This window comes from Serratia sp. CY76391, from assembly GCF_052166695.1.
GTDB lineage: Bacteria > Pseudomonadota > Gammaproteobacteria > Enterobacterales > Enterobacteriaceae > Serratia > Serratia nematodiphila.
This window is the reverse complement of sequence record NZ_JBJNOJ010000002.1, coordinates 1-14,696: the sequence shown is the minus strand read 5'-3', so window position 1 is coordinate 14,696 and position 14,696 is coordinate 1. Positions and strand designations below refer to the sequence as shown.

At 63.7% G+C, this 14,696-nt stretch carries 17 protein-coding genes; 12 read left to right on the top strand and 5 right to left on the bottom strand.

The genetic code is table 11. From position 1 onward, the window contains the following. Positions 1-84 precede the first annotated feature (84 nt). The 3 genes from fecA to ydfG all read left to right on the top strand — a co-directional run bounded on the left by fecA (position 85) and on the right by ydfG (position 4,033). Entirely contained in the window at positions 85-2,436 is a 2,352-nt protein-coding gene (gene fecA / locus ACJ8PN_RS07325; protein ID WP_434093371.1) for a TonB-dependent Fe(3+) dicitrate receptor FecA, read from the top strand. A 200-nt stretch (positions 2,437-2,636) separates the two neighbouring features. Next, positions 2,637-3,158 (top strand): GNAT family N-acetyltransferase, encoded by a 522-nt coding sequence (locus tag ACJ8PN_RS07320; RefSeq protein ID WP_004938571.1) that lies wholly within the window; start codon positions 2,637-2,639, stop codon positions 3,156-3,158. A 125-nt stretch (positions 3,159-3,283) separates the two neighbouring features. Beyond that, on the top strand, positions 3,284-4,033 hold the full coding sequence (ydfG, locus tag ACJ8PN_RS07315) for a bifunctional NADP-dependent 3-hydroxy acid dehydrogenase/3-hydroxypropionate dehydrogenase YdfG (protein WP_016927858.1): 750 nt from the start codon (positions 3,284-3,286) through the stop codon (positions 4,031-4,033). A 36-nt stretch (positions 4,034-4,069) separates the two neighbouring features. Here the strand turns inward: ydfG and ACJ8PN_RS07310 are convergent, their stop codons facing one another. Continuing rightward, positions 4,070-4,396, bottom strand: a complete 327-nt coding sequence (locus tag ACJ8PN_RS07310) for a YnfA family protein (protein ID WP_004938563.1) — start codon at positions 4,394-4,396, stop codon at positions 4,070-4,072. A 148-nt stretch (positions 4,397-4,544) separates the two neighbouring features. On the opposite strand from ACJ8PN_RS07310, the gene ACJ8PN_RS07305 reads away from it, so the two are divergent. Together ACJ8PN_RS07305 and ACJ8PN_RS07300 are read left to right on the top strand one after the other, a co-directional pair. Next, positions 4,545-4,913 carry a DUF1283 family protein gene (locus ACJ8PN_RS07305; protein ID WP_004938560.1) on the top strand — a complete coding sequence of 123 codons (369 nt, stop codon included), beginning with the start codon at positions 4,545-4,547 and terminating at the stop codon, positions 4,911-4,913. Positions 4,914-5,002: 89 nt separating this feature from the next. Next, on the top strand, positions 5,003-5,302 hold the full coding sequence (locus tag ACJ8PN_RS07300; protein WP_004938557.1) for a DUF1161 domain-containing protein: 300 nt from the start codon (positions 5,003-5,005) through the stop codon (positions 5,300-5,302). Positions 5,303-5,352: 50 nt separating this feature from the next. Here ACJ8PN_RS07300 and ACJ8PN_RS07295 read toward each other — a convergent pair whose 3' ends face one another. Next, positions 5,353-6,840 carry an MDR family MFS transporter gene (locus ACJ8PN_RS07295; RefSeq protein WP_351107851.1) on the bottom strand — a complete coding sequence of 496 codons (1,488 nt, stop codon included), beginning with the start codon at positions 6,838-6,840 and terminating at the stop codon, positions 5,353-5,355. On the opposite strand from ACJ8PN_RS07295, the gene ACJ8PN_RS07290 reads away from it, so the two are divergent. From ACJ8PN_RS07290 to clcB, 6 genes are all read left to right on the top strand, one after another. Further along, on the top strand, positions 6,822-7,115 hold the full coding sequence (locus ACJ8PN_RS07290; RefSeq protein ID WP_442534768.1) for a hypothetical protein: 294 nt from the start codon (positions 6,822-6,824) through the stop codon (positions 7,113-7,115). The two genes, ACJ8PN_RS07295 and ACJ8PN_RS07290, sit on opposite strands and share 19 nt — an antisense overlap. A 234-nt stretch (positions 7,116-7,349) precedes the next feature. Next, positions 7,350-8,066, top strand: a complete 717-nt coding sequence (locus tag ACJ8PN_RS07285) for an ABC transporter permease (protein ID WP_171453949.1) — start codon at positions 7,350-7,352, stop codon at positions 8,064-8,066. Positions 8,067-8,130: 64 nt separating this feature from the next. Further along, positions 8,131-8,988: a glycine betaine ABC transporter substrate-binding protein gene (locus ACJ8PN_RS07280; RefSeq protein ID WP_198509697.1), complete on the top strand. Its 858-nt coding sequence runs from the start codon at positions 8,131-8,133 to the stop codon at positions 8,986-8,988. Between the two features lie 9 nt (positions 8,989-8,997). Further along, entirely contained in the window at positions 8,998-9,648 is a 651-nt protein-coding gene (gene osmW, locus ACJ8PN_RS07275) for an osmoprotectant ABC transporter permease OsmW (protein ID WP_004938544.1), read from the top strand. Next, positions 9,645-10,784: an osmoprotectant ABC transporter ATP-binding protein OsmV gene (osmV, locus tag ACJ8PN_RS07270; RefSeq protein ID WP_021505258.1), complete on the top strand. Its 1,140-nt coding sequence runs from the start codon at positions 9,645-9,647 to the stop codon at positions 10,782-10,784. Before osmW ends, osmV begins: the two co-directional genes overlap by 4 nt. Before the next feature lie 125 nt (positions 10,785-10,909). After that, complete coding sequence (gene clcB, locus ACJ8PN_RS07265; RefSeq protein ID WP_033633138.1) at positions 10,910-12,211, top strand: voltage-gated ClC-type chloride channel ClcB; 1,302 nt, start codon at positions 10,910-10,912, stop codon at positions 12,209-12,211. Here the strand turns inward: clcB and ACJ8PN_RS07260 are convergent. After that, entirely contained in the window at positions 12,208-12,600 is a 393-nt protein-coding gene (locus tag ACJ8PN_RS07260) for a helix-turn-helix domain-containing protein (RefSeq protein ID WP_044031310.1), read from the bottom strand. The two genes, clcB and ACJ8PN_RS07260, sit on opposite strands and share 4 nt — an antisense overlap. Positions 12,601-12,670: 70 nt before the next feature. Between ACJ8PN_RS07260 and ACJ8PN_RS07255 the strand changes: the two genes are divergently transcribed. Then, positions 12,671-13,165, top strand: coding sequence for a DUF2938 domain-containing protein (locus ACJ8PN_RS07255; RefSeq protein ID WP_085336954.1), 495 nt, complete (start codon positions 12,671-12,673; stop codon positions 13,163-13,165). Between the two features lie 5 nt (positions 13,166-13,170). Here ACJ8PN_RS07255 and bioD read toward each other — a convergent pair whose 3' ends face one another. Then, on the bottom strand, positions 13,171-13,839 hold the full coding sequence (bioD, locus tag ACJ8PN_RS07250; RefSeq protein WP_004938529.1) for a dethiobiotin synthase: 669 nt from the start codon (positions 13,837-13,839) through the stop codon (positions 13,171-13,173). 144 nt (positions 13,840-13,983) lie between these two features. Then, positions 13,984-14,696 (bottom strand): ROK family protein (locus tag ACJ8PN_RS07245; RefSeq protein WP_442534767.1); only part of this gene is annotated, 713 nt, incomplete at its 5' end.

Sequence of the window (14,696 nt, the reverse complement as noted above, 5' to 3'; positions counted from 1 at the left end):
ATTCTTGATTGTCCCTTTTGCGTTGCTCATCCGACTCCCAGGAAAACACTGCAGCAATAAATAAAAAATGATTCAGGAGAAGGTATGAACAACGCTTGGGGAAAGGCCGCTCCGGCTTCGCTTTGGGGAAAACGGGCCACGCCGCTGGCCATGGCCATTGGTCTGGCCTTCGCTGCACCGCTGACGGTGAGCGCCGCCAGCGCCGCTGCCACCTATCACATTCCGGCCGGTGAGCTGGACGGGGCGCTGAACGCTTTCGCCGCTCGCGCCGGCATCGCACTCTCGGTGGACGGCACGCTGACCGCCGGCAAACGTTCGCCGGGCCTGAACGGCAGCTACGGCGTCGACGACGGCCTGAACGCCCTGCTGGCGGGCAGCGGCCTGCAGGCTAAAGCGCTCGGTGACAACGGTTACACGCTGGCCACACTGCCGCAGCCGCAGAAGGAAGAGGACATCACGGTAGTCGGTGACTGGCTGGCGGAAGGCCGCCAGATCGACGTGTTCGAACACCCCGGCGCGCGCGACGTGGTGCGCCGCGAAGACTTCGCCAAAACCGGCACCACCACCGTGCGCGAAGCGTTGAACCGCGTGCCGGGCGTGGTGGCGCCGGAGAACAATGGCACCGGCAGCCATGATATGGCGCTGAACTTCGGCATTCGTGGCCTCAACCCGCGCCTCGCCAGCCGCTCCACCGTGCTGATGGACGGCATCCCGGTGCCCTTCGCCCCTTACGGCCAGCCGCAGCTGTCGCTGGCGCCGATCTCGCTCGGCAATATGGACGCGATTGACGTGGTGCGCGGCGGCGGCGCCGTGCGCTATGGGCCGCAGAGCGTCGGCGGCGTGGTCAACTTCGTCACCCGCGCCATCCCGAAAACCTTCGGCATGACGGCCGGCATGCAGGGGCAACTCAGCCCGACCTCGCGCCAGGATCACCCGAAAGGCACCGGCAACCTGATGATCGGCGGCACCGCCGACAACGGCTTCGGCGCGGCGCTGCTCTACTCCGGCACCCGCGGCAGCGACTGGCGCGAGCACAGCGCAACCAAGATCGACGACGTGATGCTGAAAAGCCGCTACGCGCCGAACGAGGTGCACACCTTCAACAGCCTGCTGCAATACTACGAAGGCGAAGCGAACATGCCGGGCGGCCTGAGCCGGGCGGACTACAACGCCAACCCGTTCCAGTCGACGCGCCCGTACGACAAGTTCTGGGGCCGCCGCCAGTTGGCGAACTTCGGCTACCAGTATCAGCCGGATCGGCAGCACAAGTTCGACGTGCAGAGTTTCTACACCTACACCCTGCGCAGCGGCTATCTGGATCAGGGCAAGAACCTGACGCTGTCGCCGCGCGAATACTGGGTGCGCGGCGTGGAACCGCGCTACAGCCAAAGTTTCCGCTGGGGAGATTCCGCCCATGAGGTCGGCGTCGGCTACCGTTACGTCAGTGAATCCACCCACGAACTGCGCTACACCAGCAAGGCCAGCACCGGCAGGCTGCCGTCCACCGCCAGCCCGTACGATCGCGACACCCAGTCCGGCACCGAGGCGCACGCGTTCTATATCGACGATCGCATCGACATCGGCGACTGGACCCTCACGCCGGGCATGCGTTACGAATACATCAAGTCGTATCAGAACAACTACATCAAGAACAACCGTCTCGACGTCAGCTATAACGCGCCGCTGCCGGCGTTGAACGTGATGTACCACCTGAACGAATACTGGAACTTGTACGCCAACACCGAAGGCTCCTTCGGCACCGTGCAATACAGCCAGATGGGCAAAGCGGTGGACAGCGGCAAGATCGAACCGGAGAAGGCGCGCACCTGGGAGCTGGGCACCCGCTACGCCGGCGATGCGCTGACCGGCGAAATCGGGCTGTTCCTGATCAACTTCAACAACCAGTACGACTCCAACCAGGTGACCGACAGCGTGACCGCGCGCGGCAAAACCCGCCACGCCGGGCTGGAAGGCAGCCTGCGTTACGATCTGTCGCAGCTGACGCCGAAACTGGACGACCTGACCGCCTACGCCAGCTACGCCTACGTCAACGCCACCATCCGCGAAGACGGCGGCTACAAGGGCAACCAGGTGCCGTTCTCGCCGAAGCATAAAGGCACGCTGGGGCTGGACTACACGCCGGGCAACTGGGCGTTTAACCTTAACGGCGAGTTCCAGTCCAGCCAGTTCGCCGACAACGCCAACACCGTGGCGGAAAGCGCCGACGGCAGCACCGGCCGCATTCCCGGCTACATGCTGTGGGGCGTGCGCGCCGCCTATGATTTCGGCCCGGAAATGGCCGGCCTGAATCTGGGCGTCGGCGTGAAAAACCTGTTCAACCACGAGTATTTCACCCGCGCCTATGACGACAACAACAAGGGTCTGTACATCGGCCAGCCGCGCACGATTTATCTGCAAGGTTCGGTGAAGTTCTGATCCTCAACGGCGGGTGCGGTTAACCGTGCCCGCCGCCTTTCCCATCAACGTGACGCCGTCACATAACACCCTTCCTCCGCGCCGTCGCAGCGGCGAAAAATAAGTCGCTTCTGCCGCCAATGCGCGTAATATCGACGATCCGCCCCGACTTATGGGCGCGGATTTTTTTGCCATTCTGGCCTGAAAAGCGAGGGAATAAGATGAATCATAATGACCTTTCTCAGTGCCGCGTTGACACCGACCGTTTGTTGATTGCCCCCTTTACCGCAGCAGACGCCGACGATGTTTACCAGGCGATCACCCCCACTCTGACGCGCTTTATGACCTTTGAGCCGGAGGCGTCGCCGGAAGATTTCGCCAACGTCTGGCAAGGCTGGCTGCCGTTGATGCGCGAAGGTGAAGAAGTGATCTTCGTCGCCCGTCGGCGCGAAGACCGGCAGTTCGTCGGCGTCGGCGGCGCGCATAATCTGCGCAGCCACACCCCGGAGCTGGGCATCTGGGTGAAAGAGAGCCTGCATGGCCAGGGCTACGGCCGCGAAATCGTGCAGGGCATCGCGCGCTGGGCCAGCGAGCGCTTTCAGCCGCCGCACTTTCTCTACCCGGTGGCCGAGCAGAATACCGCCAGCCGCCGCCTCGTCGAGTCGCTGGGCGGCGTGCTGGCCGGCCGTTGCGAGCGCATCAAGTATGACGCCGTGGTGTATCACCTGCCGCCTCAGCGCTAGTCAGCATCGGGCCGCCGGCCCGGTGTCATCTTTTTTGCTTTCCGCCGTGATAACCCCTGCCACTGCCTGCGGGTTTGTGCTAATGATAGAGGCATGTAGGGTAAAAACAGTTGAGGAACAGCAACATGATTATTTTTGTTACCGGCGCCACCTCCGGTTTCGGCGAGGCGATCGCGCGCCGTTTTATCCGTGAAGGCCACCAGGTGATCGCCGCCGGGCGCCGCCTTGAGCGTCTTGAAGAGCTGCAGGAAGAACTCGGCCAAGCGCTGCACATCGTGCGGCTCGACGTGCGCAACCGCGCCGCCATTCAACAGGCGATCGAAGCACTGCCGGCCGAGCTGCGCCAGATCGACGTGCTGGTGAACAACGCCGGGCTGGCGCTGGGGCTGGAGCCGGCGCACAAGGCCAACGCCGATGACTGGGAAACCATGATCGACACCAACGCCAAGGGGCTGGTGAACATGACGCGCGCGCTGTTGCCGGCCATGGTCGAGCGCAACGTCGGCCATGTGATCAACATCGGCTCCACCGCCGCCAACTGGCCTTACGCCGGCGGCAACGTGTACGGCGCCACCAAGGCGTTCGTCAAACAGTTCAGCCTGGGCCTGCGCGCCGATCTGCACGGCACGCGCATCCGCGTGACCGATATCGAGCCGGGCCTGGTGGGCGGCACCGAGTTCTCCAACGTACGCTTCAAGGGCGATGACGGCAAGGTCAACAAAACCTACGAAGGCGCCGATGCGCTGACGCCGGAAGACATCGCCGAGTCGGTGTTCTGGGTCGCGACGTTGCCGGCGCGCGTCAACATCAACACGCTGGAAATGATGCCGGTCAGCCAGTCCTTCGCCGGGCTGAACATCCACCGCGGCGCCTGAGCCGCGACGGCGGGAGGCGACTCCCGCCGCGTTTCCTCAGGCCGCGCGCCAGCCGGAAACGATAATCAGCATGCCCGCCAGCGCCACCCCGGCGCCGACCCAATCCAGCGCAGACAGCTTCACGCCGTCCACCACCCGCAGCCACAGCAGCGCCGTCGCCACATACACACCGCCGTAGGCCGCATAGACCCGCCCGCTGGCCGCCGGATGCAGCGTCAACAGCCAGACAAACAGCATCAGGCTTAATGCCGCCGGCAGCAGCAGCCAGGCGCTGCCCTGCTTCTTCAGCCACAGGTAAGGCAGGAAACAGCCGATAATTTCAGCCAGGGCGGTGGCGAAAAACAACAGCGTGGTTTTTAACATCGGTCGCAGTTTTCTCTCGGTAAAGTAAACGAATCGGCGCTTGGCTGGTGAATTCCAGGAGCGCGGTGGTATATTTATCACCACGCCTGCGGGCGAGGTAACGCCAGTGTCGCCATCATCAGGCGCACTCACTCATAAGGATGAAACGATGAAAACATTTTCGACCCAACGACTGCTGCGCGGGATGCTGCCGGTCGCCATGCTGGCCGTCATGGGCGCCTGGCAGGCGCCGGCGCTGGCCGCCACCTGCACGCAGGGCAGCACCTGCGTCACCGTCGATGGCAAAGGCAGCGGCGCGATGAGCACCGAAGAAGCGCGCCAAAGCAAAGAGCAGTGGAATGATACCAAATCCCTGCGCCACAAGGTCAACACTCGCGTCGAGAAAGAGTTCGACAAGGCCGATCGCGCGGCGGATGACGAAGACCGCTGCAACGACAGCAACAACGTCAACGCGTACTGGGAACCGGACACCCGTAAATGTCTGGATCGCCAGACCGGGCGTCGGATTAATCCTTAATCCGCCTGCGGCGGGCGGGCAAGCGTGAAACCCGGCCGCCGTTGCTGCTATCCTGTTACAGGAAGTTCATTGTCTAAAAGGATGACGTGATGAAGAAAACGCTGATATTAACCGCTGTCTTGCTGGCCGGCGCCCCATTGGCGGCTCTGGCCTCCTGTGAAAGCGTGAAAGCGGACATTTCGCAAAAAATCGTCAATAACGGCGTTCCGGAGTCCGGCTTCAAACTGGAGATCGTGCCTAACGATCAGGCCGATCAAGCGGGCGGCCAGGTGGTCGGCCACTGCGAAAACGACACCCAGAAGATCGTTTATACCCGCCTGAACAACGGCGACGATAGTGGTGACGCGGCGCAGACCGGCACCAGCCAGGACACCTCCAACGCGCAGTAAGCCGCATCGGCTACCCAGGGCGCGCAACAGCCGCGCCCTTTCCTTTTCCTTTACGCCTGCTCCGCCTCTTCCTCTTCGCCTTGCGGCCGACAACGCGCCGGGATCAGCATCGCCGCCGCCAGCGCCAGCAACGACACCAACGCCGACACCAGGAACACCCAATGCAGCGAAGCCGCCACCTGCTGGATAAGCTGCGCCAGCGCTTCGCTCCCCATGCTGTGCCGCACCGCCGGCTCCATCAGCCGCTGCACCGGATCGTCAATCTCCGGCAAACGCCACTGCAGGTTGAGGTTCAGCGTGGCGCCCAAAATCGCGGTGCCGATGGCCGAGCCCACCATGCGGGTAAACACCGTACAGGCGGTGGCGATGCCGCGAATGCTGTAATGCGCGGCGTTCTGCACTGACACTAAAAACGTCGTGTTGCACAATCCCATGCCGGCGCCGACCATAAACGCCGCCACCCGGCCCCACAGCAGGCCGCCGTCCGGCTGCAGCATCAGCAGGATCAGGCCGCCCGCCACCAGCAGCAGCGCGCCCAACAGCGCCGTGGCGCGATACGAAGTCATCAGCATCAAACGGCCGCTCAGCGTGCTGGCCAGCGGCCAGCCGATCGACATCAAGGCCAGCGTGGTGCCCGCCTCCAGCGGTGAGCCCCCCATCACGCCCTGAATGAAGGTGGGCAGAAAGGCGCTGATGCCCATCATCGCCGCGCCAATCACCAGCCCGCCGATGTTGCCGGCGACGATCACCCGGCTTTGCCACAGCGCCAGCGGGAACAGCGGCTCAACCGCGCGCCGCTCCTGGCGGATCAGCAGCGCCAACGACGCCGCCGCCAGCGCCAGCAACGGCACCACCCACCATCCGAGACTGTCCATCTGCAACAGCGCCAGCAGCAGCGCCGAAACGAACAGCGTCAGCCAGGCGGTGCCCGCCAGATCCAGCGCGTGCCGCCGCAGTTGCTGATGCGCCGGCAGATAGCGCCAGAGGAAGAACATCGCCAACAGGCCGATCGGCAGGTTGACCCAGAACACCAGCGCCCACGGCAGGTGTTGCACGATAAACGCGCCCAGCAGCGGGCCGATGATCGCCGATACGCCCCACACGCTCGACAGGTAACCCATCACCTTCGGCCGCTCGGTGGCGCTGTAGATGTCGCCGATGATGGTGGACGCGATCGGCATGATGGCGCCGGCGCCCAATCCCTGCAATAAGCGGAAGCCGATCAGCCAATACATGTCGGGGGCGAAGCCGCACAACACCGATCCCAGCAGGAACAGCGTGGCGCCGAAGAAGAACACCCGCTTGCGGCCGTAGAGATCCGCCAGCCGGCCGTAGATGGGAATGGTGATCGCCTGCGCCAGCAAATAGACCGCGAACACCCAGCCCAGCAGCGAGAAGCCGCCGAGATCGCCGATGATGGTCGGCATGGCGGTGGCGACGATGGTGGCTTCGATCGCCGACATGAACATCGCCAGCATGCAGGCGATCAGGATCAGCGGGCGGTGGGCAATGGGTGCGGGTGAAACGTTATCTGTCATGGCGTTATGCAGGTTTCCTGGCGTTTTTATTTTTCCTGAGTATATCAGCAAGCGCCTGTGCCAAGTCTATCCGCCCTCACATCCTGCCTTTGCCGGCGGCGAATCGCACCATTTGGACTAACTGTTACGGCGTAACGTTTTGCCGTGGATTTTTTTCACTTTACCCGCATCCCAGCGCTGACGCGGGCTGCGGCGCCAATACGGGCAAACTCAATCAGCTGATTTTGTTCATAAAACTTGGCACGGTCAACGACAGGGTGCTATACCTTTCCTAGCCGGCGCCTTTGGGCTTCGTGCTTTCTCGGGTTTAAATATCAGTATCTTATGCTGATTAACTCACGTATTGAGCCTACGTTCAGCACGCTGTGCCGAACGCACCCTTCGCTCAATGTCGCTAACCTCATGCGAAACGCCCGTTTTGTACCGCCACGCCCGCCGGGCCGTGGGTAACAATCAGAGCGGAATGCGCCGTCTCGTCGGCCGCTCCGCGCAACGGAGGACGCAACATCATGCACAAGTCAGCGCCATACCGGCGCCTGCTCCTCGGGAGCCTGCTGTTTATCGCCGTCATCGCGCTGCTGGTTTACGGCATCGGTTGGGAAACCCTGAAGTCGCGCCGGGAAGATTTGATTTACCTCGGTCAGCAGCACATGTTCCTGGTGGTGTGTTCGATGCTGCTGTCGCTGCTGGTCGGCATTCCCAGCGGTATCTTGCTGAGCCGCCCTTTTGCCCGCCGCTGGGCGGAGCACGTGATGCAGATCTTTAACGTCGGCAACACCCTGCCGCCGCTGGCAGTGTTGGCGTTGGCGATGGTGATCATCGGCATCGGCGACCGGCCGGCGGTGGTGGCGTTGTTCCTCGCCTCGCTGCTGCCTATCGTGCGCAATACCTATGCCGGCCTGCGTTCGGTGCCGCCGGCGCTGGTCGAGGCCGCCAACGGTATTGGCATGACCGCCGGGCAGCGGCTGCGCCAGGTCGAACTGCCGAGCGCCCTGCCGGTGATCTTCGCCGGGGTGCGCATCGCGATGGCGATTAACGTCGGCACCGCGCCGCTGGCGTTTTTAATCGGCGCCAGCAGCTACGGCGAGCTGATCTTCCCCGGCATCTACCTGAACGACTTCCCGACGCTGATCCTCGGCGCCGCCGCCACCGCGCTGATCGCCCTGCTGCTCGATCTGGCGCTGGCCGGTCTCGGCCGCCGGCTCAGCCCGCACACCGCATCCTGATGGGAGAAACGCGATGACTCGATGGTTACAACCACTCCGCCACGCGCTGCTGTTCTCCTTGCTGATGACCGGCGCGGCCGCCTGGGCCGCCCCGCTGACGCTGGCGAGCAAGAACTTTACCGAACAGCGCATTCTGTCGGCGATCACCGTGCAATACCTGCGGGCCAAGGGTTTTCAGGTCGAACCCAAAACCAATCTGGCCACGGTGATCACCCGCAACGCGATGATCAACAAGCAGATCGACATGACCTGGGAATACACCGGCACCTCGCTGATCATCTTTAACCACATCAATAAGCGCATGTCGCCGCAGGAAACCTACGACACGGTGAAAAAGCTCGACGCCAAACTCGGCCTGGTGTGGCTGCAGCCGGCGGACATGAACAACACCTACGCCTTCGCCATGCAGCGCCGGCGCGCGGAAAAAGAGCAGATCCGCACGATGTCGCAGCTGGTGGCCAAAGTGGAACAGGTGCGTAAAACCGACCCGAAACACAACTGGCTGCTGGGGCTGGATCTGGAATTTGCCGGCCGCTCGGACGGCCTGAAGCCGATGCAGGCGCTGTACGACATGCCGCTGGATCGCCCGCAAATCCGCCAGATGGATCCCGGCCTGGTCTACAACGCCATCCGCGACGGCTTCGTCGACGCCGGGCTGGTATACACCACCGATGGCCGGGTGAAAGGCTTCGATCTGCAGGTGCTGGAAGACGACAAAGGCTATTTCCCGAGCTATGCGGTCACGCCGGTGGTGCGCGCCGACGTGTTGCAAAACACGCCGGGGCTGGAAGCGGCGCTGAACACGCTGTCGAAACAGTTCAACAATCAGGTGATCACCGAGCTTAACGCCAGGGTGGATATCGACTACCAGACGCCGCAACAGGTCGCCGACGCGTTTCTCAAGCAGCGCGGCCTGATTTAAGGAGGCATGATGAATACCTTACTTTACGCCTGGCAAAACTGGGCCTATATCGCCGGGTTGACGCTGGAACACCTGCTGCTGGTCGGCATCGCCGTCGGCCTGGCGATCCTGATCGGCGTGCCGCTCGGCGTGCTGATCGTCCGCCACAAATGGCTGGCGACGCCGGTGCTGAGCCTGGCCACGCTGGTGCTGACCGTGCCCTCCATCGCCCTGTTCGGGCTGATGATCCCGCTGTTTTCCTTAATCGGCCACGGCATCGGCTACGTGCCGGCGATCACCGCGGTGTTCCTCTATTCGCTGCTGCCGATCGTGCGCAACACCCACACCGCGCTCGACAACTTGCCCGGCGGGCTGCGCGAAGCCGGCCGCGGCATCGGCATGACGTTCTGGCAACGCCTGCGCTGGGTGGAGATCCCGGTAGCGCTGCCGGTCATTTTCGGCGGCATTCGCACCGCCGTGGTGATGAATATCGGCGTGATGGCGATAGCCGCCGTGATCGGCGCCGGCGGCCTCGGCCTGCTGCTGCTCAACGGCATCAGCAGCAGCGACATCCGCCAGTTAATTACCGGCGCCGTGATGATCAGCCTGCTGGCGATCGTCCTCGATTGGTTATTGCACCGTTTGCAAATTGCGCTCACGCCCAAGGGGATCCGCTCATGATTAAATTGGAAAATCTGACCAAACAGTTCATGCAAAAGAACGGCACGCCGTTCAACGCCGTCGACAACATCAATCTGGACGTGCCGGAAGGTGAAATTTGCGTGCTGCTCGGCCCTTCCGGCTGCGGCAAAACCACCACGCTGAAGATGATCAACCGCCTGATCGAACCCACCGGCGGCACCATTCTGATCAACGGCGAAGACACCAGCGCGCTGGATACCGTCAGCCTGCGCCGCAAAATCGGCTACGTCATCCAGCAGATCGGCCTGTTCCCCAACATGACCATCGAGGAGAACATCACCGTGGTGCCGCGCATGCTGGGCTGGGACAAAAAACGCTGCCACGATCGCGCCGAGGAGCTGATGAGCATGGTAGCGCTGGATCCCAAGCGCTTTTTGCACCGCTACCCGAAAGAGATGTCCGGCGGGCAGCAGCAGCGCATCGGCGTGATCCGCGCGCTGGCGGCCGATCCGCCGGTGCTGCTGATGGATGAACCCTTCGGCGCGGTGGATCCGATCAACCGCGAAACCATCCAGAACGAGTTTCTCGACATGCAGCGTCAGCTGAAGAAGACCGTGATGCTGGTCAGCCACGACATCGACGAAGCGCTGAAGCTCGGCGATCGCATCGCGGTGTTCCGCCAGGGCAAGATCGTGCAGAACGCCAGCGCCGATGAGCTGCTGGCGCGCCCGGCGAACGACTTCGTCGCCTCCTTTGTCGGCCAGGATCGCACGCTGAAGCGCCTGCTGCTGGTGCAGGCCGGCGACGTGGCAGACCAACAAGAGACGGTGACGGTACGCCGGGAAACGCCGCTGACAGAGGCATTCGGATTGATGGACGATATCGACGCCCGTTCGGTGACGGTAGTGGACGCCGACGGCAAACCGCTGGGTTACGTCAAACGCCGCGAGGCGCGCGGTGCGCCGGGGGTATGCGCCGACAGCCTGCACCGCTTTCGCGTCACCGCCCGCGCGGAAGAGAACCTGCGCGTGGTGCTGTCGAAGCTGTATGAGCACAATACGTCCTGGATGCCGATCGTCGATGAAGACGGCCGCTACAGCGGCGAAATCTCGCAGGATTATATCGCCGACTACCTCAGCTCCGGCCGCACGCGCCGGGTGCTGACGCCACAATAACCCCCGCCGGGGCGCCGACCGCCCCGCCCATGCCGCAGTTTGATAAAGATTCACTGGTCATCGGCCGGAGCGCCAAGCACAATGCGCTGATGACCCTTTGATTTTTCTCACGACGCCGCCCACGCATGAAAAGATTGGTCCACCTGCACCACTATCGCGCCCTGCTGCGCAGCCTGTTTATCGCCGTGTTCATCGGCGTCGCCGCCGCCCTGGCGGTGTGGCTGTTCCACCGTTCGATGATTGGCCTCGAGTGGCTGTTGCTCGGCAATGCCGACGGCAGTCTGGTGGCCGCCGCCGCCGCGCTGCCCGGCTGGCGGCGCGCCCTGACGCCTGCGTTGGGCGGGCTGGCGGCGGGCCTGCTGCTGTATGTTCACCAGCGCTACCGCCACCAGCGCCCGGCGGCGCCCACCGACTATATGGAAGCGATCGAGACCGGCAACGGCAAGCTGGACACCGGCGCCAGCCTGGTGAAATGCCTGGCGTCGCTGCTGGTGGTGTCGAGCGGCAGCGCCATTGGCCGTGAGGGCGCGATGATCCTGCTGGCGGCGCTGGTGGGTTCGCTGTTTGCCCAGCGCTTTACGCACGAGAAAGAATGGAAACTGTGGGTGGCCTGCGCCGCCGCCGCCGGGATGGCCAGCGCCTATCATGCGCCGCTGGCGGGCAGCCTGTTTATCGCCGAGATCCTGTTCGGCACCCTGATGCTGGCCTCGCTCGGCCCGGTGGTGATCGCCGCGGTCAGCGCCCTGCTGATGACCAACCTGCTCAACGGCGGCCAGGCGCCGCTCTACCTGGTGACGCCGCTCGCCGCCCCCTTGCCGACGCAATACCTGCTGATGGCGCTGGTCGGCGTGGTGGCCGGCGCCGGCGGGCCGCTGTTTTTATGGTTGATGACCGCCACCGGCCGCGCGTTCCGATCGCTGCGCCTGAAGCCGCCGCTGCAGCTGGCGCTGGGCGGCCTGATCGTCGGGCTGCTTTCGCTGTTGTTCCCGCAGGTATGGGGCAATGGCTACAGCGTGGTGCAGGCGCTGCTGATCGCGCCGCCGGGGGTGTTGCTGCTGGGGGCGATCCTGGTATGCAAGCTGCTGGCGATCCTCGCCAGCAGCGGGTCGGGCGCGCCCGGCGGGGTCTTCACCCCGACGCTGTTCGTCGGCGCCGCGCTCGGTTCGATGATCGGCCAGCTGTTCGGCCTGTGGCCGGGCATGGATGCGGCGGTACCGCTGCTGCTGGCGCTGACCGGCATGGCCACCCTGCTGGCCGCCACCACCCATGCGCCGATCATGGCGGCGCTGATGGTGTTTGAAATGACCGGCGAATACGCGCTGCTGCCCGGCATTCTGCTGGCCTGCGTGATCGCCACCACCGTGTCGCGCGGCCTGCGGCCGGTATCGGTGTACCACACCGCGCCGCCGCCCAAACGCGAGGCTTAAAACTCGCCCTGCTGCAGCAGCTTCCTGAACTGCGGGCACTGCAGGTGCTCCGGTTCAGGGCAATCGACCATGTGCTGCAAACCGGCGCGCACCTGCCCCAGACGCCGCAGGGTGCGATCCAGTTCTTCAATCCGCGCCGCCAGCAGCCGGCGATCGAGGGCGATGCGCCCCCGCTCGTCAAACAGCGAGGCGATCTCATCCAGCGTGAATCCCGCCAGCCGCCCAAGGGCGATCAGCTTCAGTTGCTCCAGCACGCCGGCGGCGTATTGGCGACGTAAACCGTTGCGGCCTATCGAGGCGATCAGCCCCTTTTTCTCGTAATGCCGCAGCGCCGAGGGCGCGATACCGCTTAAACGCGCCACCTCGCCAATATCCAGTTCTTTTTCCATTGACTTGAAGTCGACTTTAAGTTGCACACTGTGCGCACATTACACCATGAGTGACTTTAAGGACACGAAAATGACGACAGAAATTTTACTGATGATTGTGCTGACCGGGGTGGGCGCCACGCTGTGCACCGACCTGTGGGCCATCGTGCAAAAGCGCGTGCTGGGCATCCCGCCCCTTAACTACGCGCTGGTCGGCCGCTGGTTTATCGGCCTGTTCGACGGCCGGTTTTATCACGCTCCGATCATGGCGGCGCCGGTGCGGCGGGGAGAAAAAGCGATGGGATGGCTGCTGCACTACGCGATCGGCGTCGCCTTCGCCTTTATCCCGCTCGGCTTGGCGGGCATCGCGTGGTACGCAGCGCCGACGCCGCTGGTCGCGCTGTTGAGCGGCTGGCTGAGCCTGGCGGCGCCCTTCTTCGTGATGCAGCCGGCGTTGGGCTTTGGCGTGGCGGCGGCGAACACCCCCAATCCGACGCGTAGCCGCATCATCAGCCTGCTGGTGCATACGGTATACGGCCTGGGGCTGTTTGTCTCCGCCCGTTTGTTGGCCCCTTTGCTGGCCTGAGCGTGCTAGCGCAGCAGCGTGGAGATGTCGAGGTAGTGCGCCAGTTCGCGCTGCTCCGCGCGCGGCAGATACGGGATCTCACCCAGCAGCGGCGCGGAAATGCGCTGCTGCAGCGCCGCGATGGTTTCAGCATAGTGAGCCAACCCCGGGTTGATGCGGTTGGCGACCCAGCCCAGCAACGGCAGGCCGTCGTTGATAATCGACTGTGCGGTCAGCAACGCGTGGCTGACGCAGCCCAGCTTGATACCCACCACCAGTACCACCGGCAGCTGTTCCTGCACCACCCACTCGGCGTAAGGCCGCAGATCGTTCATCAGCACCCGCCAACCGCCGCTGCCTTCCACCACCACCGTATCGGCTTTGGCCGAAAGATCCCGCAGACCGCTGCTCATCACGCCATAGTTGATGTCCTCGGTCGCATGCGCGTGAAACACCTCATCCAGGCAGGTGATGGGATTGATCTCCTCGTAGGACAGCGGCAGGGTTGAAGATGCCTGCAATACCAAAGCGTCTTTATTGCGGATGCCCTCGCTGGTTTCCTGGCAGCGCGCGGCGATCGGCTTGTAGCCGGCCACCGAACGGCCTTCGGCGGCCAGCGCCTGCATCAACCCGCGGGAAACCACGGTTTTACCGACGTCGGTATCCGTGCCTGTCACAAATAAACGCTTCAACATGAATAAAATGCCCCAGAATGCCCCGTTAACAATGTATCGCCGCACCGGCGGCGAAGAAGTCTTTCGGAAAAATTCTAGGGGATGCTGCCGCGTAGGGGCTTGAGGTAGCTCAATCTTTTGCGGAATTAATAAGAGGTTCTGATGTTAGCCTTGCAGCAGCTGCACCAGCAATGAACCGTTATACAGCGCCTCTTTCACCAGCGCCGCGCCGGGCATGGTGCCCTGATTGAAGAACTGCGTGGATTCGACCTTGACCTGTTCGCTGTAGGCCGGCAGCGACTGCTGGCGAATGCAGGAGGCGATGGCCGGGTGCAGGATCTCCGCCGCGCGGTTGAGCGGCGAGCCCACCAGGATCTTCTCGGGATTGAACAGGTTGACCATGATAGCCAGAATGCGCCCCACGCTGTGGCCGACGCCGAGAATGATGTCCCGCGCCAGCTGATCGCCCGCCAGCGCGGCGTCGCACAGCGATTCGACGGTCAGCGGCGCGCCGTGCAGGCTGGAGCTCATCGAGCCGCTCAGCCGCTGCTGGGCGATCTCCAGCATGTTCTCAATGCTGGCCACGGTTTCGAGACAGCCGTGGTTGCCGCAGTAACAGCGTTTGCCGTAGGGATCGACCTGGGTGTGGCCGATCTCCACCACGCTGTGGCTGCCGGCGTGCAACACATGGCCGCCGGTGATCACCCCGGCGCCGACGTTGTGGTCGATCACCACCTGAATCACGTTCTGGCTGCCGCGCGAGGCGCCGTACAGGGGGGGGGGGGGGGGGGGGGGGGGGGGGGGGGGGGGGGGGGGGGGGGGGGGGGGGGGGGGGGGGGGGGGGGGGGGGGGGGGGGGGGGGGGGGGGGGGGGGGCTG